The organism is Methyloversatilis sp. RAC08 (genome assembly GCF_001713355.1).
Lineage (GTDB): Bacteria > Pseudomonadota > Gammaproteobacteria > Burkholderiales > Rhodocyclaceae > Methyloversatilis.
On the sequence record NZ_CP016448.1, the window covers coordinates 3187750 to 3212187 of the forward strand.

Annotated in this window: 28 protein-coding genes; 20 read left to right on the plus strand and 8 right to left on the minus strand. The window is 64.2% G+C overall.

Annotation, left to right across the window (positions count from 1 at the left end; translation table 11 throughout):
- Positions 1–65: 65 nt before the first annotated feature.
- From BSY238_RS14565 to BSY238_RS14575, 3 genes are all read right to left on the minus strand, one after another.
- Entirely contained in the window at positions 66–554 is a 489-nt protein-coding gene (locus tag BSY238_RS14565; RefSeq protein WP_069039775.1) for an adenylyltransferase/cytidyltransferase family protein, read from the minus strand.
- A complete protein-coding gene (locus tag BSY238_RS14570; RefSeq protein ID WP_069039776.1) occupies positions 554–1384 on the minus strand; it encodes a ferritin in 831 nt (276 codons plus the stop codon). Before BSY238_RS14570 ends, BSY238_RS14565 begins: the two co-directional genes overlap by 1 nt.
- Positions 1385–1599: 215 nt before the next feature.
- Complete coding sequence (locus tag BSY238_RS14575) at positions 1600–2520, minus strand: MerR family transcriptional regulator (protein ID WP_223300152.1); 921 nt, start codon at positions 2518–2520, stop codon at positions 1600–1602.
- Positions 2521–2706: 186 nt separating this feature from the next.
- Here BSY238_RS14575 and BSY238_RS18565 point away from each other — a divergent pair, with 186 nt between their 5' ends.
- From BSY238_RS18565 to BSY238_RS14620, 9 genes are all read left to right on the plus strand, one after another.
- Positions 2707–2916 (plus strand): hypothetical protein, encoded by a 210-nt coding sequence (locus BSY238_RS18565; protein ID WP_069039778.1) that lies wholly within the window; start codon positions 2707–2709, stop codon positions 2914–2916.
- Positions 2917–2959: 43 nt separating this feature from the next.
- Complete coding sequence (locus BSY238_RS14585; RefSeq protein ID WP_083224161.1) at positions 2960–3451, plus strand: glutathione peroxidase; 492 nt, start codon at positions 2960–2962, stop codon at positions 3449–3451.
- A 105-nt stretch (positions 3452–3556) separates the two neighbouring features.
- Positions 3557–4840 (plus strand): NAD(P)/FAD-dependent oxidoreductase, encoded by a 1284-nt coding sequence (locus BSY238_RS14590; protein WP_069039780.1) that lies wholly within the window; start codon positions 3557–3559, stop codon positions 4838–4840.
- Entirely contained in the window at positions 4837–5607 is a 771-nt protein-coding gene (locus tag BSY238_RS14595; protein ID WP_069039781.1) for a DUF1365 domain-containing protein, read from the plus strand. The genes BSY238_RS14590 and BSY238_RS14595 overlap by 4 nt, the downstream gene beginning before the upstream one ends.
- The gene (locus tag BSY238_RS14600) at positions 5604–6818 is read left to right on the plus strand and encodes an SAM-dependent methyltransferase (protein WP_069039782.1); all 1215 of its coding nucleotides are present in this window, start codon (positions 5604–5606) and stop codon (positions 6816–6818) included. The genes BSY238_RS14595 and BSY238_RS14600 overlap by 4 nt, the downstream gene beginning before the upstream one ends.
- The gene (locus BSY238_RS14605; RefSeq protein WP_069039783.1) at positions 6818–7342 is read left to right on the plus strand and encodes a chalcone isomerase family protein; all 525 of its coding nucleotides are present in this window, start codon (positions 6818–6820) and stop codon (positions 7340–7342) included. Before BSY238_RS14600 ends, BSY238_RS14605 begins: the two co-directional genes overlap by 1 nt.
- On the plus strand, positions 7339–8655 hold the full coding sequence (locus BSY238_RS14610; protein ID WP_069039784.1) for an MFS transporter: 1317 nt from the start codon (positions 7339–7341) through the stop codon (positions 8653–8655). Before BSY238_RS14605 ends, BSY238_RS14610 begins: the two co-directional genes overlap by 4 nt.
- 5 nt (positions 8656–8660) lie before the next feature.
- The gene (locus BSY238_RS14615) at positions 8661–9203 is read left to right on the plus strand and encodes a DUF3833 domain-containing protein (protein WP_223300358.1); all 543 of its coding nucleotides are present in this window, start codon (positions 8661–8663) and stop codon (positions 9201–9203) included.
- On the plus strand, positions 9203–9982 hold the full coding sequence (locus BSY238_RS14620; protein WP_069039785.1) for an SDR family NAD(P)-dependent oxidoreductase: 780 nt from the start codon (positions 9203–9205) through the stop codon (positions 9980–9982). Before BSY238_RS14615 ends, BSY238_RS14620 begins: the two co-directional genes overlap by 1 nt.
- Positions 9983–10000: 18 nt before the next feature.
- On the opposite strand, the gene BSY238_RS14625 is transcribed toward BSY238_RS14620, so the two are convergent.
- The gene (locus BSY238_RS14625; RefSeq protein ID WP_069039786.1) at positions 10001–10660 is read right to left on the minus strand and encodes a hypothetical protein; all 660 of its coding nucleotides are present in this window, start codon (positions 10658–10660) and stop codon (positions 10001–10003) included.
- Between the two features lie 94 nt (positions 10661–10754).
- Here BSY238_RS14625 and aroC point away from each other — a divergent pair, with 94 nt between their 5' ends.
- Positions 10755–11924 carry a chorismate synthase gene (aroC, locus tag BSY238_RS14630; protein WP_069039787.1) on the plus strand — a complete coding sequence of 390 codons (1170 nt, stop codon included), beginning with the start codon at positions 10755–10757 and terminating at the stop codon, positions 11922–11924.
- A 6-nt stretch (positions 11925–11930) separates the two neighbouring features.
- Here the strand turns inward: aroC and BSY238_RS14635 are convergent, their stop codons facing one another.
- Together BSY238_RS14635 and murJ are read right to left on the minus strand one after the other, a co-directional pair.
- Entirely contained in the window at positions 11931–12557 is a 627-nt protein-coding gene (locus tag BSY238_RS14635) for a YbhB/YbcL family Raf kinase inhibitor-like protein (protein WP_069039788.1), read from the minus strand.
- 13 nt (positions 12558–12570) lie between these two features.
- Entirely contained in the window at positions 12571–14109 is a 1539-nt protein-coding gene (gene murJ, locus BSY238_RS14640; RefSeq protein WP_069039789.1) for a murein biosynthesis integral membrane protein MurJ, read from the minus strand.
- Between the two features lie 141 nt (positions 14110–14250).
- On the opposite strand from murJ, the gene rpsT reads away from it, so the two are divergent.
- A complete protein-coding gene (rpsT, locus tag BSY238_RS14645) occupies positions 14251–14526 on the plus strand; it encodes a 30S ribosomal protein S20 (protein ID WP_069039790.1) in 276 nt (91 codons plus the stop codon).
- Between the two features lie 193 nt (positions 14527–14719).
- Here rpsT and BSY238_RS14650 read toward each other — a convergent pair whose 3' ends face one another.
- The gene (locus BSY238_RS14650; protein WP_069039791.1) at positions 14720–15115 is read right to left on the minus strand and encodes a DUF3579 domain-containing protein; all 396 of its coding nucleotides are present in this window, start codon (positions 15113–15115) and stop codon (positions 14720–14722) included.
- 655 nt (positions 15116–15770) lie between these two features.
- On the opposite strand from BSY238_RS14650, the gene BSY238_RS14655 reads away from it, so the two are divergent.
- From BSY238_RS14655 to BSY238_RS14675, 5 genes are read left to right on the plus strand one after another with little or no spacing between them, the layout of a single operon-like run.
- On the plus strand, positions 15771–16958 hold the full coding sequence (locus BSY238_RS14655; protein WP_069039792.1) for an acetylornithine transaminase: 1188 nt from the start codon (positions 15771–15773) through the stop codon (positions 16956–16958).
- Between the two features lie 2 nt (positions 16959–16960).
- Positions 16961–17884, plus strand: a complete 924-nt coding sequence (gene argF, locus BSY238_RS14660) for an ornithine carbamoyltransferase (protein WP_069039793.1) — start codon at positions 16961–16963, stop codon at positions 17882–17884.
- A gap of 35 nt (positions 17885–17919) precedes the next feature.
- Positions 17920–19158 (plus strand): argininosuccinate synthase, encoded by a 1239-nt coding sequence (locus BSY238_RS14665; RefSeq protein ID WP_069039794.1) that lies wholly within the window; start codon positions 17920–17922, stop codon positions 19156–19158.
- A gap of 32 nt (positions 19159–19190) precedes the next feature.
- The gene (gene ppnP / locus BSY238_RS14670) at positions 19191–19505 is read left to right on the plus strand and encodes a pyrimidine/purine nucleoside phosphorylase (protein ID WP_069039795.1); all 315 of its coding nucleotides are present in this window, start codon (positions 19191–19193) and stop codon (positions 19503–19505) included.
- Between the two features lie 24 nt (positions 19506–19529).
- A complete protein-coding gene (locus BSY238_RS14675) occupies positions 19530–20015 on the plus strand; it encodes a YajQ family cyclic di-GMP-binding protein (protein WP_069039796.1) in 486 nt (161 codons plus the stop codon).
- Between the two features lie 33 nt (positions 20016–20048).
- Here the strand turns inward: BSY238_RS14675 and BSY238_RS14680 are convergent, their stop codons facing one another.
- Positions 20049–20753 (minus strand): type 1 glutamine amidotransferase, encoded by a 705-nt coding sequence (locus BSY238_RS14680; RefSeq protein ID WP_069039797.1) that lies wholly within the window; start codon positions 20751–20753, stop codon positions 20049–20051.
- Between the two features lie 28 nt (positions 20754–20781).
- Here BSY238_RS14680 and BSY238_RS14685 point away from each other — a divergent pair, with 28 nt between their 5' ends.
- The 4 genes from BSY238_RS14685 to bktB all read left to right on the plus strand — a co-directional run bounded on the left by BSY238_RS14685 (position 20782) and on the right by bktB (position 24270).
- Positions 20782–21399, plus strand: a complete 618-nt coding sequence (locus BSY238_RS14685; protein ID WP_223300153.1) for a retropepsin-like aspartic protease family protein — start codon at positions 20782–20784, stop codon at positions 21397–21399.
- Entirely contained in the window at positions 21399–22013 is a 615-nt protein-coding gene (locus BSY238_RS14690) for a CoA pyrophosphatase (RefSeq protein ID WP_069039799.1), read from the plus strand. The genes BSY238_RS14685 and BSY238_RS14690 overlap by 1 nt, the downstream gene beginning before the upstream one ends.
- A 99-nt stretch (positions 22014–22112) precedes the next feature.
- Positions 22113–23039: a CobD/CbiB family protein gene (locus BSY238_RS14695; protein ID WP_069039800.1), complete on the plus strand. Its 927-nt coding sequence runs from the start codon at positions 22113–22115 to the stop codon at positions 23037–23039.
- Positions 23040–23082: 43 nt separating this feature from the next.
- On the plus strand, positions 23083–24270 hold the full coding sequence (gene bktB / locus BSY238_RS14700) for a beta-ketothiolase BktB (RefSeq protein ID WP_069039801.1): 1188 nt from the start codon (positions 23083–23085) through the stop codon (positions 24268–24270).
- The last annotated feature ends 168 nt before the right edge of the window (positions 24271–24438 follow it).

Sequence of the window (24438 nt, forward strand, 5' to 3'; positions counted from 1 at the left end):
GGATGATAAGGGCCGCGCCCCGATATGCACGGTTATGGTGCAATGCCGCGCGCCCGCCGACGCGATCAGAGCCGGCGGATCTTCTGCAGCAGCGCGCTGGTCGAGCGCTCGTGCTCGAAGGCGATGGATTCGACCCGGCCGCCCCAAGCGAGCACTTCGCGCGCGCCGACGATGCGGTCGATCGGCCAGTCGCCGCCCTTGACCAGCACTTCGGGGCGACAGGCGAGGATGAGCTCGAGCGGGGTATCGGCGTCGAACCAGGTGACCAGGCTGACCGATTCAAGTGCGGCGATCACGGCTGCGCGGTCTTCCAGCGGATTGACCGGACGATCATCACCCTTGCCGAGCTGGCGTACCGACGCATCGGTGTTCAATGCCACGATCAGCGAGCCACCGAGCGCGCGCGCCTGCGCCAGGCAGGTCACGTGACCGCGATGCAGGATGTCGAAGCAACCGTTGGTGAATACCCGAGGTCCGGGCAGATCGACAGCGCGCGCCGACAGATCGGCCGGCGCGCACAGTTTGCGTTCGAAGGCCGGTAGTCCGCCGTGCATCAAGCAGCCGTGGCGAACTGCTTGCGGAAGCGGTTCAGGTCGCTGATGGTCTTGAAACTTTCGCCGAACAGCGAACTGAGATTGCGCAGGATGCCGCCGATGACGCGCGCTTCGCAATCCTTGTCGAAACGGATCTGCTGGTCCAGCCAGTGCTCGAGCCAGTCAGGGTCGGGCAGGCGGGACTGTATGGTGTCGCGCGGGTAAAGGTCTTTGCTGACATGCAGATTGGTCGGGTGCAGCGGCTTGCCGGCGCGCCCACTGGCTGCCATCAGCATGCCGATCTTTGAAAAGGCCGCGCGCGCCGTGTCGCCGGTGCGCTCGATCGCGCGCTTCATGTACTTCAGATAGGCGCCACCATGCCGTGCCTCGTCGCGCGACAGCAGGCCGTAGATGTGCTTGATGACCGGCTCGGTGTGCCATTCCGACGCACGGCGGTACCACTGGGTCAGCCGGACTTCGCCGCAGAAATGCAGCATCAGCGTTTCCAGTGCCGGTGCGGGATCGAATTCGAAGCGCACCTCGTGCAGTTCCTGCTCGGTCGGCGACAGGTCGGGCCGGAAGCGGCGCAAATATTCCAGCAGCACCAGCGAATGCTTCTGCTCCTCGTAGAACCACACTGACATGAAGGCGCAGAAGTCGGAGTCGTCGCGGTTGTCGCGCAGGAACATTTCGGTTGCCGGCAGCGCCGACCACTCGGTGATGGCATTCATCTTGATGGTCAGCGCCTGCTCGTCCGACAGCAGCGACGCATCGAAACCGTCCCAAGGCACGTCCTTGTCCATGTCCCAGCGGGCGGATTCGAGTGACTTGAACAGTTCGGGGTAGAGCATGGGCTGGCTCCTCGGAAAAACCACATTTTACGCGAGCACAAGTCAGCATGATGAATGCTGTGCATGTACGACCGGTCAGATCAAACCACGTTCAGCAAGTCGCCGTTTAATGAAATAGACGGAAAAATGGGCCGTTATCGGGCCTGAGCGGCGTACCTGGCGCATATTCAGGAGAAATTCCCGGCCGACTTGCGCTCGCCGGGCGAATCCGGAACTCAGTTGATGGCTGCGATCGGTGGATCCGGCAGCCTTGCCGCGCGCCACTCGGCCAATGCCTCGGGCACGCTGCGGATGGCACCGATGACGGATACGCCAGGGATGCCTGCCAGTCGCTCGTGCGCGCCTGCTCCACCGACCCAGATATCCACCGTGTCCGGCAGTGAATCGCGCAGGGTGCGAACGCCGGCAAGTGCCTGGCGCAACGGATAGGCGGCACTGAACGAGAGCGCCACGATGTCGGCCGCCGATGTCAGGGCCGACGTGCGGATGTCGGTCAGCGGCATGCGGGGCCCGAGCGAACAGCATTGCGCGCCTTCGGAGGCCAGCATCACCTCCACCATCAGCAGCCCGAGGCCGTGCTCTTCCTCCGGCAATGTGGTCAGAAGGACGCGCGGCGGCGCAGCCGGACGGGTGTAATTGGCGAGGGTGCCACGCAGGAAGCTCTGCACCTGCTCGGTGTAGAAATGTTCTTCCGGTACGCCGAGTTCGCCACGTATCCAGGCTTCGCCGATGACCACGTTGAGCGGCGCGACCAGATCCGACACCAGCGCCTGCAGCCCGCGTTCTAGCAGGCTGCGCTGAAACAGGCCGCGCAGCGCCGGCACATCGTGGCGCCGTATCGCCGCAAGTACCTCATCCGTCGGCACACCGCCATCCGGCGCGACCGGCGTGCTTGCCTCGCGTTCGGCCTCGACAATCCGCTGCAGATCCGCCTCGCTGGCGGCCAGCAGCTTGCCTGGCCGCCAGCCTTGGTCGATCAATCTACGGATCAGGCGCAACCGATTGACGTCTTCCTGCGTATACAGACGCTCACCCGCTTCATCGCGGACAGGCTGAGGAAACCCATAACGCCTTTCCCACACCCGCAACGTGTCTTTGGGAAGGCCTGTTTCGCGTTCGACGGCACTGATCGACATCCGACCGGATCCGTTGGTGTCATGTTTCATATTGTCCTGGACAAACCATTGACACGGCGTTCATTGCACCCTAGATTAAGAGTGACATATAGTTTTGTCCAGGACAAAATTGGGGGATCAGTCATGAAGCACACTGCTGTAGCGGGATTGTTGTTTGCGGGAATGGGTGCTTTCAGCAGTGCATGCATGGCACGCATGCCGGGTGCTGATGAACCGTCCGCCGCGGCAAAGCCGGCGCAGGTTGCGCTGGCCGTGCCGGCTGGTGCTGCGCACAAACCGACGCCCAATGAAACGCTCATCCACCTGCACCGTGCGGTGACGGGCATCCATTTCCTGCCACCGGCGTTTTCCGAAACGGCGGTGCGCTGTTGCGAGCCCAGTCGTGCGTCTCGCTGACTGGCTGATTGCAGCTGCCTTGACACTGACGACCGGAGTCGCCATGGCTGATGCCTGTCCCACACTGCTTGACCGATCGCTGCCCGGCCTGCTCGACGGCAAGCCAAAATCACTGTGCGAATTCAGCGGTCGCGTGTTGCTCGTCGTCAATACCGCAAGCCGCTGCGGCTTTACCCGGCAGTACGAAGGGCTGGAAAAGCTGCAGTCACGTTTCGGTGCGCGCGGCCTTACCGTGCTCGGCTTTCCGTCAAACGATTTCGGCAATCAGGAACCGGGCAGTGACAAGGACATCGCGGAATTCTGCAGCATGACCTATGGGGTCAAGTTCCCGATGTTCTCGAAGACAGCCGTGAAGGGGGCGCAGCGTCATCCCTTTTACGCCGACCTTACGCGCCTGACCGGCGTCGAACCGGCATGGAATTTTCACAAGTATCTGATCGCCAGAGATGGCAGCACGATCACGTCGTTTCCGAGCAATGTAGCGCCGGAATCGCCCGAAATGATTGCTGCCATAGAGGCTGCACTGACGCGCTGAAAAGGGTGTCAATTTTCCGTTTGTGGGTGGTGTCAAGGTAGAGTTACGCTTGGTGCAGCGGAATGATCCGGCTGCAGGTCACCCGATTCGGTTTCCAGGAGAATTATGAGGATTGCAGTCGTGGGTTCCGGAATTTCCGGGCTCGCAGCCGCATGGCTGCTTTCGCGCGAACACCAGGTCACGCTGTTCGAACAGAATGACCGCCTCGGCGGTCATTCGAACACACTGGACGTCGAACTGGATGGCGTATGCCACCCCGTGGATACGGGTTTCATCGTGTTCAACCGGGCGACCTACCCGCATCTTTGCGGTCTGTTCGCGCATCTGGGCGTGGACATCGCGGACAGCGAAATGAGCTTTGGCGTCAGCCTGCGGGATTCCGGCATCGAGTGGAGCGGCAGCAGTCTCGCCACCGTGTTCGCGCAGCCGGCGAATCTGGCCCGCCCCAAGTTCTGGCGGATGCTGCAGGACATCATGCGCTTCAACAGCGAAGTGACCGAGCGGGCAGCCAATGGCAGCGCAGAGCACCTGTCGCTCGGCGAGTTCCTGGTGAAGCATCGTTACAGCGAGGCCTTCCGGGACTGGTATCTGCTGCCGATGGCGGCGGCGATCTGGTCCTGCCCGACGCGCACGATGATGGCTTATCCGCTCGCCACGTTTGCCCGGTTCTGCCACAACCACGGGTTGCTGCGCGTGAATGACCGACCGCAGTGGCTCACCGTGCGTGGCGGCTCGCGCGAGTACGTGAAAAAGCTGGCTGCGCTGTTGTCGGACGTGCAGCGTGGCGCTGCAGTCACGCGTGTGCGTCGGGCAGAAGAAGGCGTGTGGATCGACGTGGGCGACGCGTCTCAATGCTTCGATCAGGTCGTGATGGCCAGCCATTCGGATGAGTCGCTGGCCTTGCTGGGCGACGCTGCGACGCAGGCGGAACGGAGGCTGCTTGGTGCCATACGCTATCAGCCCAACCATGCGGTGCTGCACACGGACTCGCAGTTGTTGCCGCGCAACCGCCGCGTCTGGTCTGCGTGGAATTACCTGGCGGGTGAAGGTGCGCCCGATGAGCGGCCGGTCAGCGTGTCCTACCTGATGAACCGGCTGCAGCCGCTGCCGTTCAGACAGCCTGTCGTGGTGACGCTGAACCCGTTCATCGAACCTGATCCAGCCCGCGTGATCGCACGTATCGAATACGCACACCCGTTGTTCGATGGCCCGGCGATCGATGCGCAGCAGCGGTTGCCCGAGATCCAGGGCCGCGACCGCATATGGTTCTGCGGCGCCTGGACTGGCTACGGTTTTCACGAGGACGGCCTGTCGTCGGCAGTGCGAGTGTCGCGGCAACTTGGTGCCGATGTGCCCTGGCAACGCAGCGAACCGGTGCTTGCCACATGATGGCTGCAAGCGACGTCAGTCTGTGCCGCGGCGCGGTCATGCATGAGCGAACCGCACGGGTCCGTCGCCGCTTCGCCTACCAGTTGTTCTTCATGCGTTTTCGCCTCGACACGCTGGGCAAGTCGAAAATCCCGATGCTCGCGCTGAACCGCTGGGCGCCGTTGTCGCTGCACTATCGCGATCACGGCGCTCGCGACGGCTCCCATCCGCTGCCGTGGATACGCGCCCTGCTGGCGCAGGAGGGGCTGGCCGGCGTCGATGGGGACGTGGTCCTGCAGACCATGCCGCGGCTGTTCGGCTATGTGTTCAACCCGGTCAGCTTCTGGTTCTGTCACGATACGGGCGGCGCCTTGCGCGCCGTGCTGTGCGAGGTCAGCAACACCTTCGGCGAACGCCATGCCTACCTGGTGTCGCATGACGACCGCCGCCCCATCCTGAATGGCGAGTGGCTGGAGACACGCAAGGTGTTTCACGTGTCGCCCTTCTTTCCGGTCAGCGGTCGCTATCGCTTCCGTTTCGATCTGCGCGGCACCCAGCACGCGGTCGCGATCGACTACTTCGAAGGCACGGAACGGCAGCTGCGCACGCGTGTCTCAGGTCGCGCCGTGCCGATGAGCCGCGCCGTTGCGTGGCGTGCGCTGGCGGCTTTCCCGCTGATGACGCTGGGTGTGATCGCGCGCATACACATCCAGGCTTTTCACCTGTGGCGGGCGAATGTGCCCTTTTTCAGAAAACCGGCTCCTCCAGTACAGGAATTGACCCGATGAACCAACCGGATGCCATGGTCGCGCTTGCGCGACACGGAAAGCTTCCATCGGCCGCGCGCCATGTATTCAAACTGCTCGAACGCATCGAGCACGGCTGGCTGATGATGTCTCTGCCGGACGGAGAGATGGTGTCCTTCGGCGGCCGGGGTCAGCCGGTCGAAATGCGCATCCTCGACTGGGGCGTGTTCGACCGCGTGATCGCGCGTGGTGACATCGGTCTTGGCGAAGCCTGGTTCGACGGCCTGTGGGATACCGACGAACTCGGCCGCGTGTTGACGCTGTTTGCGCAGAACCGCGACGCGCTGCAGCGCGCGGTGCACGGCAACCTGCTGGCACTGGTGTTTGCGCGCATGCGCCATCTCGGCCGTGCGAATACGCGACGAGGCAGCCGCCGCAACATCGTTGCCCACTACGATCTGGGCAACGAGTTCTACGGTCTGTGGCTGGACGGCAGCATGACCTACTCGAGCGCTCTGTACGAAGGCGACTCCCGGCGCGACCTGGAAGCGGCGCAGCTCGCGAAGTATCAGCGCATCGCACGCGTGATGGGGCTGACGGCCGACGACAGCGTGATCGAGATCGGTTGCGGCTGGGGTGGCTTCGCCGAGGTCGCAGCGCAGCGCGCCGGTGCGCGTGTGCATGGCGTGACCCTGTCGCCCGCACAGCTCGCATGGGCGCGACAGCGCGCCGAGCGCGGCGGCTACGCCGACCGCGCAACCTGCGAGTTGCGTGATTACCGGGATCTGCGCGGCAAGGCGTCGCACATCGTATCGATCGAAATGCTCGAAGCGGTCGGCGAGCGCTGGTGGCCGACCTATTTCGCCAAGCTCGACAGCCTGCTGGCATCCGGTGGGCAGGCGGTGATCCAGACGATCAGCATCGCAGACGACCTGTTTTCGCGTTACCGTAAGGGAACTGACTTCATCCAGCAGTATATTTTCCCGGGCGGCATGCTGCCGTCACCCAGCGTGTTCGTGCAGCAGGCGGAGAAGGTCGGCTTGCACGTCCGTGACGATTTCCGCTTCGGTCTTGATTACGCACTGACGCTGGCACGCTGGCGCGCCACCTTCGAAGCACGCACAGACGCGTTGCGCGCATTGGGTTTCGATCGTCGCTTCCAGCGGCTGTGGCGCTTCTATCTGGCGTATTGCGAGGCCGGCTTCCGCGCCGGTTCGATCGACGTTCATCAATTCCATCTGGAGAAAACCTGATGCGCCGAATGCTTGTCTTGCTGTTGATGGTCGCCGGCATCGCGTCCGCCCAGCCGCTGGCGGGTGCCGGCGACTTGCTGCCCGATCTGAAACCGCTGGGCAAGGGTGAAATGCGCTGGTTCGGCTTCAAGCTGTACGACGCCTCCTTGTGGGCAAGCGGTGGCAGCTATTCGCCGGACGGCGGTTTTGCGCTGAGCATCCGCTATGCCCGCTCGTTCGAAGGCTACAAGCTGGCCGAAGCCAGCATCGACGAGATCAAGCGGCTGGGCGAACGTGACAAGAAGCGGCTGGCACGCTGGAAGGACGTTCTGACGGGCGTGTTTCCGGACGTGAAGGACGGCGACGTGCTGACCGGCGTGAAGATGCCGGACGGAAGTGCGCGCTTCTTCCATCAGGGTGCCGAATTGCCGGCCATCGAGGACAAGGCGCTGTCCGATGCCTTCTTCGCCATCTGGCTTGATGCCCGCACCCGCGAGCCGAAGCTGCGCGCCCGTCTGCTGGCCGAATCTCTCCCGTCCAGTTGAGATCGGCGCGCCTGTTTGCGTATGGCGTGCTCGGCGCGCCGCTGGCCGCCGCGGCACTGCCCATCTACGTACATATTCCGAAGCTGTACGCCGACAGCTTCGGTGTATCGCTGACGGTACTGGGCATCGTGCTGTTCGCAGCGCGCCTGCTCGACGCGCTGGTCGACCCGCTGATCGGTGCTGCCAGTGACCGCGCACGGGGTCGCCGCCGGCTGGTGTGGATGGGTCTGCTGCCACTGGCGCTCGGGTTGCTTGCACTGGTGCGCCCGCCTGAAGGCACCGACCCGGTCTTCTGGCTGATCGGTGCGCTGGCGCTGGTCTATGCCGGCTACAGCATCAGCACCATCAACTATTACGCCTGGGGCGCCGAACTGTCGGCGACGCCGGCGCTGGGGACCCGGCTGGTCGCGGTGCGCGAAGGCTGTGCGCTGGTCGGTGTCGTCGCGGCGTCCATCGCGCCGGGACTGCTGTCGCCGGATGCGGCACAGGGGCTGTGGCAGGCGGTGCTGTACTGGCTGCCGCTGCTGGCGGTGAGTGCCGTCATCACGCTGTTTGCCGTGCCGGAGGCAAGCCGCGTGCAGCCGATGCGGCACGAGCCGTTGCGTGCCGTGTTGGGCGAGGTGCTGCAGAACCGGCGCTTCCGCCGCCTGCTCGCGGTGTTTGCGCTCAACGGCATCGCGTCGGCGATTCCGGCCACCCTGGTGTTGTTCTTCATCGCCGACGTGCTGGGCGCGGCCGAGCGGGAAGGACTTTTTCTGGCGCTGTATTTCGTCGCCGGCGTGCTCGCGCTGCCGTTGTGGACGCGCCTGTCCGACCGCTACGGCCGCGCGCGCAGCTGGGCCGCCTCGATGGTGCTCGCGATATCGGTATTCGCCTGGGCGTTCACGCTCGGCCCGGGCGATGACACGGCCTTCATGCTGATCTGCGCAGCTTCGGGCATCGCGCTCGGTGCCGACCTCGCGTTGCCGGCGGCGCTGGTGGCCGGCCTGGTCGGCCGGCGCGATGAGCCGCTGTCGGCTGGCGGCAGCTTCGGTGTGTGGAACTTCGTCACCAAGATGAACCTGGCGCTGGCGGCCGGCCTCGCGCTGCCGCTGCTCGGCCTGCTCGGCTATCAGCCGGGCGCCACCGACGCCGATGCACGGCTGGCGCTGGCCGCGGTCTATGGATTGGTGCCGCTGGCGCTCAAGGCGGCCGCCTGCGTGCTGCTGTGGCGCCATGCGGACTGGCTGGAACCGGAAGCGGAGCCCGAATCGAAGAGCGAAACGGGAACCGGAATTGCAACCGATGCCGAATACGGAGAACTGAAATCGTGAACTCGATGCTGTGGCGGATGAGGAGCTTCATCGGTGCGTTGTGCGCCGCGCTGCTGGTGGCCGGGTGTGGCGGCGTGGCGGTCGATCGCTATGCCGGGCAGACGCCGGCCATGGACCTGCGTACCTACTTCAACGGCACGGTCAATGGCTGGGGCATGTTCCAGGACCGCGGCGGCGAGGTGGTCAAGCGCTTCACGGTGCGCATCGACGCACGCTGGGAAGGCGATACCGGCACGCTGGACGAACACTTTTCCTGGAGTGATGGCACGACCAGCCGTCGCGTTTGGACCATCAAGGATCTGGGCAACGGCCGCTACACCGGCCGCGCCGACGACGTGGTCGGCGAGGCGACCGGCGAAGCGAGCGGCAGTGCGCTGCGCTGGCGTTACGTGCTGGCGCTGCCGGTAGATGGCAGCGTCTACAACGTCGACTTTGACGACTGGATGTACATGATCGACGACAAGGTGATGCTGAACCGCTCGGCGATGAGCAAGTTCGGCATCCACCTCGGCGAGGTGACGCTGTCGTTCACCCGCGGCGCACCCTGATGTTCGCGCCGCTGAATCCGCCGCTGGCCGACTGGTCGGGCAAACGCGTCTGGCTCATAGGCGCATCGTCCGGCATCGGTGAAGCGCTGGCGCGCCGCTTGATGGCCCAGGGCGCGCGGGTGGCGCTGTCGGCGCGCAGTGCTGACAAGCTGGCGGCGTTGTGTTCGGTGTCTGCGCAGGCGGCCGCGCTGCCGCTCGATGTGGCCGAACCTGACGCATTGGCCGATGCGGCTGCCACGCTCACCGCGCGCTGGGGTGGCATCGATGTCGTGCTGTTCGTCGCCGCACGTTATCAGGCGGTGCGTGCCTGGGAGCTGGATCCGGCGGACATCGACGCCACGCTCAACACCAATGTCGCCGCCGTCATGAAGGGCTGTGCCGCGGTGCTGCCGGGCATGCTGGCCGCGCAGTCGGGTGCGCTCGTCATCCTGTCCAGCGTGGCGGGATATCGCGGCCTGCCGAAGGCCATCATCTACGGCGCGACCAAGGCGGCGCTGATCAATTTCGCCGAAACGCTCTTCATGGACGTTCGGCCGCGCGGACTGGGCGTGCATCTGGTGTGCCCCGGCTTCGTCGAAACGCCGCTGACCGCACAGAACGACTTCAAGATGCCGGCGCTCATTACCGCCGACGAGGCGGCCGGTCACATCCTGAACGGCCTCGCCCGCGGTGACTTCCACATCCACTTTCCGCGTCGCTTCACGCGCTGGCTGCTGCTGCTGCGACTGCTGCCCTACCGGTTGTATTTCGCCGCGGTACGGCGGATGACCGGGCTTTGAGCTCGGCAGTGCCTGAACTCAGCGCGCTTCAACCGTTGCGCTGTTGTCGTCCCGACGCATCGAAAGCCCCGACAGCCAGTCCAGCACGCAGTAGAACGCACCGGCGGCAATCGGCGGGTTGGCGGCAGTGAACGGCAGCCCAGGAACAAGCAGCGCCCAGGTCCAGTTGCCCATCGCAGTGCCATACAGTTCCATCAGCAGTGCAAGTGCGAACATGGTGCCGTACAGCCGGGGTGACGGACCGTAGCGGATGCACAGCAGGAAGAAGGCGAACAGCAGCAGGCTGATGGTGTCCGCTTCAAGCCACGCGAAGGACAGGACCAGACCGGCACCGAGCGCCGGAACGGCGTCCGGTAGTGACGCGGGCAACCGCTCGGTGAGCCACATGCCGAGCGCGAACAGCAGCACGTGGCCGGGCGGCACGAACAGCGGCAGATTGCCGAGCCGGTATTCGTACAGCCCCCATACCAGCGAAAGCACGATTTCTCCGAAGGTCGCCCATGCGAGGCACACCAGCCACAGCCGGCGATGGTCGGCGTCGGCGCGCCAGCACAGCAGCCCGAACAGCATCCAGGTCCAGATGGACACCACCGGCTGCGCCCAGACGAAAGCCTGCCCGTCGAGCCACAGGCCGCCGACGATGGTGAGCACGATGATGAGGGCGAAGCGTTGCGTCATGACGAGGTGGGTTCAATCACGGATGGCGTGCGCCGGAAAGGCGCGACCGGGGCGCATGGTAAACTCCGGGCCTTGAAAAATCGCGGGTTTTCCCATGTCCGGCAACACTTTGGGCACGCTGTTCTGTGTCACATCCTTTGGTGAATCGCACGGCCCGGCCATCGGCTGCGTGGTCGATGGCTGCCCGCCGGGGCTGGCGCTGACCGCTGCCGACATCCAGCACGAACTTGATCGGCGCAAGCCCGGTACATCGCGCCACGTGACGCAGCGGCGCGAACCGGATGAAGTGGAAATCCTGTCCGGCGTGTTCGAGGGTATGACAACCGGCGCGCCTATCGCATTGCTGATCCGCAACCAGGACCAGCGTTCGAAGGACTACGGCAACATTGCCGAAACCTTCCGCCCGGGTCATGCCGACTACGCTTACTGGCAGAAGTACGGCATCCGCGACCACCGCGGCGGTGGCCGTTCGTCGGCGCGCGAAACCGCAGTGCGCGTGGCGGCCGGCGCGATCGCGCGCAAGTGGCTGAAGGAGCGTTACGGCATCGACATCCATGGCTGGATGAGTCAGCTCGGTCCGCTGCGCATCACCTACCGTGAACGTGCGGCCATCTCGGACAACCCCTTCTTCGCGCCCGATGCAGCCATCGTGCCCGAACTCGAGGCCTTCATGGACACGCTGCGCAAGTCCGGCGATTCCTGCGGCGCGCGCATCGAGGTCATGGCATCCGGTGTGCCGGTCGGCTGGGGCGAGCCGGTGTACGACAGGCTGGATGCAGACATTGCACACGCGATGATGGGCATCAATGCGGTCAAGGGTGTCGAGATCGGCGCCGGTTTTGCGAGCGTCGAGCAGCGCGGCACCGAGCATTCGGACGAAATGTCGCCGCAGGGTTATCTGTCGAACAACGCCGGCGGTGTGCTCGGCGGCATTTCGACCGGGCAGGACGTGCGCGTATCGATCGCCATCAAGCCGACGTCGAGCATCCGGCTCGACCGCCATTCGATCGACAAGGCGGGCAACCCGGTCATCGTAAATACACACGGCCGGCACGACCCGTGTGTCGGCATCCGCGCCACCCCGGTGGCCGAAGCCATGCTGGCGCTGGTGCTGATCGACCATGCGCTGCGCCACCGCGCGCAGTGCGGCGACGTCGAATGTGCGACGCCGCGCATCGCCGCTGCGGCGCCGGCTGACGTGATCGCCGGCATCCGCGCGCAGCGCGACGCGGCGGTCGATGATCCGGAGCCGGACGAGGCCTGAGGCGCGTCAGCCGGCGACCGCCGGGTTCAGCGCGTACACGCCGGTCAGTTTCGCTTCACCGAGCACATGGCCAGACATTGCCTTGAGTGCATCGGCGGCGGTGAAACGTCCGTCGACCGGCAACCGCTCGACGTCCAGCGCGTACAGCGTGAACACGTAGTGATGCAGGATTTCGTCATTCCACGGCGGGCAGGGACCGTCGTAGCCGTAGTAGTCGCCCTTCATCTGCTCGTCGCCGGCAAACCAGGCCGTGTAGTCATTGATGCCCTGGCGCGTGCCGCGCGGACCGGTCGGACCCGGTTTGCCGCACGGCGTCACGTCGGACGAGAACTCACCCTCGGCGATTTCACCGGACGGGGCGAGATCGACGAGCACCCAGTGCGAAAAATCGGTCCGCGGCAGGCTTGCAGGCACGGTGCGACCTTCCTGATTGACATCGTCTGGCCGGGTCGGGACGTCCGGATCGTTGCAGATCAGCACCAGCGAGCGGGTGCCGGTCGGCAGGCCGGACCAGGCAAGGTGCGGATTGCGGTTCGCGCCCAGGCAGACATGGCCGGTGACGGCCGGAATGCAGAAGGCGTTCTCGCCCGGGATGCGGCCGTTGTCCTCGAAGTTGTTGCTCGTCAGTTTCATGCATGCCCTCCAGTCAGGATGTTGCTCGACGCGAAAAATCGCGCAGCCGGAAACCCAATGCAAACAGCGTGGCGAAATAGCTGCCTGCGCCCGCCAGAACGATCCAGATCAGGTTCAGGATGCGCGTCATCGTACCTGCGCGCAGCCAGTCGCCGGCGAGATCGGCGCTGAAGTACAACACGCCGCCCATGACGGCCAGCGCGATCAGGATTTTCAGCCAGAAAGCGGTCCATCCGGGTGCCGGCAGGTAGGCGCCGATGCGCCGCAAGCCGCGATACAGCAGCGCGGCGTTGACCAGTGATGCGAGACCGATCGACAAAGCCAGCCCGGCGTGCGCCAGCGGTTTGATGAAGGCGAGGTTCATCAGTTGCGTCAACACCAGCACGCCGAGCGCGATTTTCACCGGCGTGCGGATGTCCTGGCGGGAATAAAAGCCGGGCGCGAGCACCTTCACAAGAATCAGTCCGGTCAGGCCGACGCTGTAGGCGACCAGTGCGTTGCGCGTCTGCAGCACATCGTGCGCCGTGAACTGGCCGTGGTGAAACAGCGTCGCCACCAGCGGCGTGGCGAGAAGGGCGAGCGCCAGTGCAGCAGGCAGCGTGAGCATCAGGGTCAGGCGCAGGCCCCAGTCGAGCAGGCCGGAAAACTCGCCGGTGTTTCCGTCCGCGTGACTGCGCGACAGCGAGGGCAGCAGGATGGTACCCAGCGCCACGCCAAGCAGACCGGCCGGAAATTCCATCAGGCGATCGGCGTAATACAGCCACGACACCGATCCGCTTTCCAGGAAGGACGCGAAGATGGTGTTGATCAGCAATGAAATCTGCGACACCGACACGCCGAGGATGGCCGGCAGCATCAACTTGAAGACACGCCGCACGCCGGGGTCCTGCAGATCGAGCCTGATGCGCGGCAGCATGCCGATGCGCATCAGTGCCGGCACCTGCAGCGCCAGCTGCAATACGCCACCGATGAATACCGCCCAGGCCAGCGCCAGCACCGGCGGATCGAAGAAGGGCGCCGCGAACAGGCTCATGCCGATGAAGCTCAGGTTCAGCAGCACGGGCGTGAAAGCCGGTATCGCGAATCGGCTGAAGGTGTTCAGCACGCCGCCGGCCATCGCCACCAGCGACATGAACAGGATGTAGGGGAAAGTGATGCGGGTCAGCATGACCGTCAGGTCGAACTTTTCGGTGTCGGCCGCGAAGCCCGGGGCGGAGATGTAGATCAGCCAGGGCGCGCCGAGGATGCCGAGCAGCGTCACGCCGGTGACGATGAGCGCCAGCAGGGTCGCCACCCGATCGATCAGCGCCCGCGTATCGTCGGTGCCGCGCCGGTTGCGGTACTCGCCGAGAATGGGCACGAAGGCCTGCGAAAACGCACCTTCGGCGAACATGCGGCGCAACAGATTGGGCAGGCGGAAGGCGACGAAGAAGGCGTCGGTCGCAGCGCCCGCACCGAAAGCACGTGCGATGAAGAAGTCGCGTACGAAGCCGAGGATGCGCGACAGCAGAGTCATGCTGCTGACGGTCGCGAGTGCGCGGAGCAGATTCATCGAAAGAAGGCGATGCTGGGTCAGCGCGCACCTTACCAGAGCGCGCAGCGCGAACGTGCCTGCCGGGCGCTCGATCGGGGGCTTGCGCCGCACTGTGAGCTTATGTATATTCGCGTGTTTTCCCGAACACGAATTCGCAACATGGCCAATTCAGCACAAGCACGCAAGCGCGCCCGTCAGGCAAACGTTCGTCGCGATCACAACACGAGCCAGCGCTCCGAACTGCGCACGGCGATCAAGAATGTCCGCAAGGCGATTCTCGCCGGCGACAAGCAGGCCGCGCAGGCGATATTCCTGAAGGCACAGACGACGATCGACAGCATCGCCGACAAGAACATCATTCACAAGAACAAGGCCGCTCGCCACAAGAGCCGCCTGTCTGGCGCGATCAAGTCGATGGCCGCCGCAGCCGCCTGAGCCTCGATACGAAATGAAAAAGCCGACCTTCGGGTCGGCTTTTTCATTTTATCCGGCAGCCCTTGCGCGAACGACAGCCCGAATCAATCGGGTGCGTCGTCCGGATCAGTCATCCGGAATTCATTCGTTCTGCTGCAATTCCTTCCTTGCCGTCCGCAATCCGGACGGCGCATATCGATTGCTGCTTTGCATCTCAGGGTAGCGTGTCGCTGACCTGATAGTCGACGCGCAAGCCGTTGTCACGCGCAAAGTGCATCAGGAAGTTGTAGGCCAACGGTTCGAGGTCGTACAGCCGCGCGTCGACGAAGACACACTTTTCTCCCGTGATCCAGCAACCCGGCCGCACAAACGGTGAATAGCGCATCTTGCGCTGGCTGCCGAATGAGGACATCACGCCACACAGGCGGTCGCACCAGTCGCTGGGGCGGAACGGCCTGCCGTTGGCGGTAGCGCCGATGATGGTGAAGCTGCGCGGCGCACGATTCCCGTCGCGCAGTGCGTCATCAGCATTGCGTGTCGACAAGACTTCATTCGCCGGTGTATCGGCAATCGATAAAGCTGTGGCGTCAATATGCGGTAAGGCGCTCATATCGTATTTACGACCTGTGCAATGGAATTCTTGACCCGAGCCACAGACGCCTGCGTTTGCAGGCGACGTGAGTCAAACAAGAAATCCTTTAAAAACAATCGGAACGAATTGTAAAGTTACCAACTAGTTTCTATACTCGCGCTATCTCCATGACGAGATTGCGATTTATGCTTAATTCACCCATGCGCGCTCACAAGGCAACGAAGCCTTCGACGGTGCGATCTCCGGTAGCACGGTTCGGATTCAGCATTCGCACACGCAGCGGCGTGTTGATGGAGAACCTGAGCATTCCAGGTACGTCGGCGGACGATGCCGAACGCAAGCTGAAACAGATCTACATGGGTTGCTCGGTGCTAGCACGCTTTGTGCCAGACTGAAGTCGGCGCGTCGCACATGCTGATGATCTGTTCCGGATCAAGGTGCTAGCGTCGCTGAAGCTGGCTTCAGATAGGCCGTGAAGCGATGTGTCACCGGCGTTGGTTGCTGCGCTGCAGTGACGATGTGCGCCGCAACATGAAGGTCTGCCGCTACACAGCGTGACGGCTTTGCACTAAAATCTCGGCTTGATCAAGCACGGCGGCGCGAGCCGCCGTGCTTTTTTCGTTTTCCGTAGTGCGCCTGACGGCACACTCGCCACGCGGTCGCGGAGCTTTCGATGACGCATCTGATGAATACCTACGGCCGGCAACCGGTCGCCTTCACGCACGGCAAGGGCGCCCGCCTGTATGACGACGCCGGGCGCGAATATCTGGACGCGATGGCGGGCGTGGCGGTCAACACGCTGGGCCACGGCCACCCCGATCTGGTGCAGGCGATTTCCCGCCAGGCCGCCGAAATGATCCATTGCTCGAACCTCTACCGGGTGACCGCGCAGGAACACCTGTCGGACCGTCTGGCCGCGCTGTCGGGCATGGACGAGGTGTTCTTCTGCAATTCCGGTTGCGAAGCGAACGAGGCGGCCATCAAGCTGGCACGGCTGTACGGTCATCAGCGCGGCGTCGAATTGCCGGGCATCATCGTCATGGAGCACGCCTTTCACGGCCGCACGCTCGCGACGTTGTCGGCTACCGGCAACCGCAAGGTTCAGGCCGGCTTCGAACCGCTGACGCCGGGTTTCTACCGCGTGCCTTTCAGCGACATCGCCGCCGTGAAGGCGATCGCCGAACACAACCGCAATGTGGTGGCCGTGCTGTTCGAGCCGGTCCAGGGCGAAGGCGGCATCCATCCCGCCGATCTGGCCTACGTGCGCGAGCTGCGCGAACTGTGCACCCAGCATCAATGGCTGATGATGGTCGACGAAGTGCAGAGCGGCGTCGGCCGTACCGGCAGCTGGTTTGCCTTTCAGCATGCCGGCATCGAACCGGACGTGATGACGCTGGCCAAGGGCCTGGGTTCCGGCGTGCCGATCGGCGCCTGCCTGGCGCGTGGTCCGGCAGCCGGCGTTTTCAAGCCTGGAACGCACGGCTCGACTTTCGGTGGCAACCCGCTGGCCTGCGCCGCGGCACTGACCACGCTGCACGTGATCGAGCGCGATGGCCTCATGGATAACGCCGTGCGTCAGGGCGACGCCATCCGCGCCGCCTTCCGCTCGGCACTGGCCGACACCGCCGGCGTGAAGGACATTCGCGGCGTCGGCATGATGATCGGTGTCGAACTCGACCGGCCGTGCGGTGCGCTCGTCGCGCAGGCGCTCGAAGCGGGCGTGCTGATCAACGTCACGTCGGAAAGCACCATCCGTCTGGTGCCCCCGCTGATCTATTCCGATGCCGACAGCCAGGAACTGGTGCAGCGCCTGGCACCCCTCATCCGTAACTTTCTCGCGGGCGCCCAGCTCGCCGCCTGACGATGACTCGACCCAGACACTTTCTGCAGCTCACCGACCTGTCGCGCGAAGAACTGGATTACGTGTTCGCGCGCACGCGCTGGATCAAGGACAAGTTCAAACGCTACGAACAGTACTGGCCGCTGCAGGACCGCACGCTGGTGATGATTTTCGAGAAGCAGAGCACGCGCACGCGGTTGTCGTTCGAAGCCGGCATGCATCAGATGGGTGGCAGTGCCATCTACCTAAACACGCGAGATTCGCAGCTCGGACGCGGCGAACCGGTCGAGGATGCCGCGCAGGTCATTTCGCGCATGTGCGACGTGGTCATGATCCGCACCTTCGAACAGACCATCATCGAGCGTTTCGCGGCCAATTCGCGGGTGCCGGTCATCAACGGTCTGACCAACGAATACCACCCGTGCCAGGTGCTGGCCGACATCTACACCTGGATAGAGCACCGCGGCGAGATATCCGGCCGCACGGTGGCGTGGATCGGTGACTCGAACAACATGTGCCACACCTGGATGCAGGCGGCCGAGCTGTTCGACTTCAAGCTCAATATTTCGACGCCGCCGGGCTACGAGGTGGAACCGGAACGCGCCGGCGTGGGTACCGATCACCACGAATGCTTTGCCGACCCGATGGACGCCGCGCGCGGCGCTGATCTGGTCACCACCGACGTATGGACCTCGATGGGCTGGGAAGCGGAAAACGAGGCGCGTGCCGCGGCGTTCGCCGACTGGCAGGTCGACGCCGACATGATGAAGGCCGCGAAGCCGGATTCGCTGTTCATGCACTGCCTGCCGGCACATCGCGGCGAAGAGGTCAGTGCCGACGTGATCGACGGCCCGCATTCTGTGGTGTGGGACGAAGCCGAAAACCGCCTGCATGCGCAGAAGGCCCTGATGGAATTCCTGCTGCTGGGCCGCGTGTCCGGCAGCTGAACCAACGAATCAACTGAAAGCGAAAGACGAAGACAATGAGTAGCGGCGACATCAAGAAAGTGGTTCTGGCCTATTCGGGCGGCCTCGACACCTCGGTCATCCTGAAGTGGCTGCAGGATGTGTACCAGTGCGAAATCGTGACCTTCACCGCCGATCTCGGCCAGGGTGAGGAGCTCGAACCGGCGCGTGCCAAGGCGATCAAGCTGGGCATCAAGCCGGAGAACATCTACATCGACGACCTGCGCGAAGAGTTCGTGCGCGATTTCGTGTTTCCGATGTTCCGCGCCAATACGATCTACGAAGGCGAATACCTGCTCGGCACCTCGATCGCGCGTCCGCTGATCGCCAAGCGCCTGATCGACATCGCGCGCGAAACCGACGCCACGGCCATTTCGCATGGCGCGACCGGCAAGGGCAATGACCAGGTGCGTTTCGAGTTGGGCGCCTACGCCTTGATGCCGAATGTGAAGGTGATCGCGCCGTGGCGCGAATGGGATCTGCTGTCGCGCGAAAAGCTGCTCGCCTACGCCGAAACGCACGGCATACCGATTGAAATGAAGCACAAGCAGGGTGGCTCGCCGTATTCGATGGACGCCAACCTGCTGCACATCAGCTACGAAGGTCGTCACCTCGAAGATCCGTCGGCCGAGGCCGAAGAGTCGATGTGGCGCTGGACGGTGTCGCCCGAAGCGGCACCGGACGCCGCCGAATACCTCGACCTCGAATTCGAGCGCGGCGACCTGGTCAGCATCAACGGCACGCGCATGCAGGCGCACGAACTGCTGGCCACGTTGAACCAGATAGGCGGCAAGCACGGCATCGGCCGTCTCGACCTGGTCGAGAACCGCTACGTCGGCATGAAGTCGCGCGGCTGCTACGAAACGCCCGGCGGCACCATCCTGCTGCGCGCCCACCGCGCCATCGAGTCGATCACGCTGGATCGCGAGGTCGCCCACCTGAAGGACGACCTGATGCCGCGCTACGCCAGCATCATCTACACCGGCTACTGGTGGAGTCCGGAACGCCGCGCGCTGCAGGCGCTGATCGACCACACTCAGCAATCGGTCAATGGCTGGGTGCGGCTGAAGCTGTACAAGGGCAATGTGATCGTCGTGGCGCGCGATTCGAAGACCGATTCGCTGTTCGATCCGACCATCGCCACCTTCGAGGACGACGCCGGTGCCTACGACCAGAAGGACGCGGCCGGTTTCATCAAGCTGAACGCACTGCGCATGCGCATTGCCGCCAATGCGGCCATCAAGCGCGGCAAGTAAGTCTCCAGACATCCATTTACAGGAACGCAAGCATGTCCCAGTTCGACAACGTCAATGTCGTCAAGAAGGCCAATGTTTATTTCGACGGCAAGTGCGTCAGCCACAGCATCCAGTTCGCCGACGGCACGAAGAAGTCGGTCGGCGTCATCCTGCCGGCCACGCTCACCTTCAACACCGGCGCGCCGGAAATCATGGAAGGCGTGGCGGGCAGCTGCCGGGTGCGCCTGAAGGGTGAGACGGAGTGGAAGACGTATGGCGCGGGCGAGTCCTATGATGTGCCCGGCAACTCGTCGTTCGACATCGAGGTTGCCGGCGAGCCCTATCACTACGTCTGCCACTTCGGCTGAGCGGACACTTCCGGGAACCGACGCATGCCTTCCTTCGACATCAGTTCCGAAATCGACATGGTCGAGCTGCGCAATGCGGTCGATCAGGCGAACAAGGAAATTGCCAACCGCTTCGACTTCAAGGGGTCGGATGCGCGCGTCGAGCAGGGTGACAAGCTGCTGACCCTGTTCGCCGACGACGACTTCAAGCTCGACCAGGTGTACGACGTGCTGCTCACCAAGTTCGCCAAGCGCAACATCGACGTACGCTCGATCGAACGTGGCGACGCGCAGAAGATCAGCGGCAACAAGTCGAAGCAGGAGTTGAAGCTCAAGGTGGGCATCGAGAGCGAATCGGCCAAGAAGATCGTGCGCATCCTCAAGGACAGCAAGCTCAAGGTGCAGGGCAGCATCCAGGGCGAAGAGGTGCGCGTGACCGGCGCCAAGCGCGACGTGCTGCAGGACGCGATCGCGCTGCTGCGAAAGCAGGTGACCGATATCCCGCTGCAGTTCGGCAATTTCCGCGACTGAGCCGCGCGCTGCCGTGTCAGCCGGCGGCGCGGCTCAGTCTTTCAGGCCTTCACTCCACTTCGCGTAGGCGGTTTCCGCCACCGCGTGCAGCGCCGCCACGCGCGCCTCGATGTCCTGCTGCATGCCTTCGGCCGATTGCACCGTCGGCTGAGCCGAGGCTGCTCGAATTTCCTTCTGCCCGCCGACACACCACTCGCGGATCATCGCTTCGGTCATTTCGATGTGGCACTGCATCGCCAGATGCTTGCCGATCGCCCACGCCTGATTGGGGCAGGCGTCCGACGCCAGCAGATGGGTGGCACCGTCCGGCAGCGAAAAGGTTTCACCGTGCCAGTGAAAGGACAGGAAACCTTCCCGCTCGCCGAACCACTCGCGCGCAGCCGCGCCGTTCAGCGTCACATGGCGCCAGCCGATCTCCTTGACCGGATTGGCGTCCACCGCGCCACCGAGCGCCTTCGACATCAGCTGCCCGCCCAGACAGTGACCGATGACCGGGATGTCGGCGTCCATCGCACGGCGGATCAGCGCCAGCACCTCAGGTATCCAGGGCAGCGGGTCGTTAACACTCATCGGGCCGCCCATGAAACACAGGCCGGCAAATGCGGTCGGATCATGCGGAACGACATCTCCGCGGTCGATGGCGACCACCTTGATGTCGCGACCTATGCCTTTCATGTATGTTGCAATATAACCTGGCCCCTCGGTCAGGCTGTGACGGAAAACTGCAATGGGCTTCATCAATAGACCTCCTGCGTACATTCTAGCGATGCTTCTGTCGCTGGCGGGCGGTTCTGCCCACGCGGCGGACCTCTCGCTGGCCGGCGTGTTCGGCGGCAAGGCGGTGCTGGTGATCGATGGCGGCGCGCCGCGCACGCTCGCCGTCGGCGCCCGGTCGCCGGAAGGCATCCGGTTGTTGTCGGTAGACCGCGACAGTGCGTGGGTTGAAGTCGAAGGCCGGCGCGTGCAGCTGCGCATCGGCGAAAACGTCGCCTCGTCGCGCAGCAGCGATGCCGGTGCGGCTGCCATCCACCTGAATGCCGATTCGCAGGGGCACTTCCTGTCCGATGGCGCCATCAACGGCACGCCGGTTCGCTTCCTGCTCGATACCGGCGCCACGGTCATCGCGCTCGGGCGCAGCGACGCGTTGCGCGCCAACATCCGCACCGCGTCCGCTCCGGCCATGGCCGTGCAGACCGCCAATGGCGTGGTGCGCGCCTGGCGGGTCAAGCTCGTCAGCGTGAAACTGGGTGGCGTGACGCTGAGCAATGTCGATGCTGCGGTGATGGAAACCGACATGCCGCACGTGCTGCTGGGCATGAGCTTTCTGAACCGCATGGACATGCAGCGCACGGGCCAGATCATGACGCTCAGGCAGCGTTTCTGATGGACACGCCCCTGCTTCTGTCCGCCGGTTTCGATCCGCATGGCTTGCGCAGTCGCCTGGGCGCACTGCAGCCGCGCCCGATCGACGAGCGCTTCGCCGGTTTCACACCCGCTGCCGTGCTGGTGCCGGTGGTCATCGGCGGTGCCGAACCGACATTGCTGCTGACCCGGCGCAGCGCCCATCTCTACGACCACCCGGGCCAGATTGCGTTTCCGGGTGGCCGGGTCGACCCGGGTGATGTGTCGCCCGAAGCCACCGCGCTGCGCGAAGCACAGGAAGAAATCGGTCTGGCGGCCGAACAGGTCGAACTGCTCGGCCGTCTGCCCGACTACTTCATCACGGCGAGCGGATTCCGCGTGACACCGGTGGTCGGCCTGCTGCGCACGCCGCTCGCGTTGCGGCTCGACCCGTTCGAGGTCGCCGAGGCCTTCGAAACCCCGCTGTCCTTCCTGCTCGATCCGTCCAACCGCAAGCGCGGCCGCATCGAGCACGCGGGCGTGATGCGTGAATACTGGGCCATGCCCTGGCAGGGCTACGACATCTGGGGCGCGACGGCCGGCATGATCGTCAGTTTCGCCGAGCACCTGCTCGTCGATCAGCCGCTGCGGCGGTGACAACGGGCTGTGTTGACTTTTGGCCGCTGACGCCCGCCCGGCGCCGGATTCCGCGGTGTGCTATCGTCCGCAGGCTGGCACGGCAACTGACGCTTCTTCATGACCTGGCTGTCCCTCTTCGTCGCACTCCTGATCGAGCAATTCAAACCGCTGTCCTACGAACGCGTAGTGGCGGGGCCGCTTGCCCGCTACGCCTTCTGGTTCGAGCAGCGGCTCAATGCCGGTGAAGCCCGGCATGGCGTGATCGCGTGGGTGCTGGCAGTCGGCCTGCCGGTGTTCGCGGTCTGGTGCCTGTACCTCGTACTGGTATGGATCAACCCCTTGCTCGGCTGGGCGCTCAATGTGCTCGTGCTCTACGCCACCATGGGTTTCCGCCAGTTCAGCCACCATTTCGAGGCGATTGCCGACGCACTGCGCGCCGACGACCCGGACACTGCGCGGCGCGAGCTGTCGGACTGGCTGCAACGCAATACCGACCGGCTGAAGACCGAGGAAATCGCCCGTCTGTCCATCGAGCAGGGCATCCTCGCGGCGCATCGGCACGTGTTGGCGCCACTAGCGCTGTTTGCCCTGCTGCCCGGCCCGACCGGCCCGCTGCTGTATCGCCTGACCGAACGCCTGTCGTGGTCATGGGCGCGGCGGGAAAACATCGAATTCGGTGCATTCGGCCGCTTTGCGCGTCGCATGTACGAATGGCTGGACTGGGTACCCGTGCGCATGACCGCCGCCACCTTCGCCATCGTCGGCGATTTCGAGGATGCGGTGCATTGCTGGCGTACGCAGGCGGCAAAGTGGCCTGAACAGGCGGCCGGCATCCTGCTGGCCAGTGGCGCCGGCGCACTGGGCGTCAAGCTCGGCGCGCCGCTGTTCGAGCTCGGCGAGGTGGCCGACCGGCCTGAACTCGGCATGGGCAACGACGCCGATGTTGATCTGATGCAAAGCGCGATTGGTCTGGTCTGGCGCACACTGGTGTTTTGTCTGATCCTGCTTGGCTTGCTGACGCTGGCCGGCTATATCGGAAACTGATTCGAAACGTGTTCGGAAACTGATTTCAAGGGAGGTTGTGGCGATGGCTGACAAGAGAGAAGTGGTGATCGTGGGTGCAGCGCGTACGCCGATCGGTGCCTACGGCGGTTCGCTGAAGGATTTCACGGCGTGTGATCTGGGCGCGCATGTCGTCAAGGCCGCCTTCGCGCGCGCCGGTGTCGATGCCAAGGAAGCGCAGCATCTGGTGTTCGGCAACGTGATCCACACCGAAGCACGCGACATGTACGTGTCGCGCGTCGTCGCACTCAATGCCGGCATGGCCCAGGAGTCCTGCGCAATGGGCGTGAACCGCCTGTGCGGGTCCGGCTTCCAGGCCATCGTGTCGGCCGCCAATGCGATCCAGCTCGGCGACGCCGAATGTGCGGTCGGCGGCGGCGTCGAAACCATGAGCCGCGGCGGCTACCTGATGCCGGCTGCCCGCTGGGGCGCCCGCATGAACGACACCAAGATGATCGACATGATGGTCGGTGCACTGACCGATCCGTTCGAAACGACGCATATGGGCATCACGGCCGAGAACATCGCCAGCCAGTTCGGTTTCGGTCGTGAGGAGCAGGACGCCTTCGCGGTCGAATCGCACCGCCGCGCGGCGGCCGCAACCGATGCCGGCCACTTCAAATCGCAGATTGCGCCGCTTGAAGTGCAGACCAAGAAGGGCACGACGGTCATCGACACCGACGAACATTTCCGCCGTGACGCCACCGTCGAAGGCATGGCCAAGCTGCGCCCGGTATTCAAGAAGGACGGCTCGGTGACGGCTGGCAATGCCTCGGGCATCAACGACGGCGCGGCCGCCATCGTCATGATGGAAGCCGGTGCCGCCGCACGCGCCGGTGCCAAGCCGCTGGCCCGCCTGGTGTCCTATGCGGTCGCCGGCGTCGCGCCCAGCATCATGGGCACGGGTCCGATTCCGGCCGTCAAGCTCGCGCTCGCGCGTGCCGGCCTGAAGGCGTCCGATCTCGACGTGATCGAATCGAACGAGGCGTTTGCGGTGCAGGCGATGTGCGTGACGCGCGAACTCGGTCTCGACCCGGCCAAGGTAAACGTCAATGGCGGTGCAGTGGGCCTCGGTCATCCGGTCGGTGCGACGGGCGCTGTCCTGACCGTAAAGTGCCTGTACGAACTGCAGCGCACGGGTGGCCGCTACGGCCTGATCACGATGTGCATCGGCGGCGGGCAGGGCATTGCCGGCATCATCGAACGCATCTGAGCGCGTGCCGCTTCAACGCTCCGGAACGCCCCGCCCCCAGCGGGGCGTTTTGTTTTGCGGCTCTGCACCAGATGAATCCGGGTGTTGCACCGTTATGGTGCAAAAACCCAGCCGTGGCAGGGGTTTTCAGGTATCGACGCCGCTTTGCGGCATGGCACATTTCTCGCT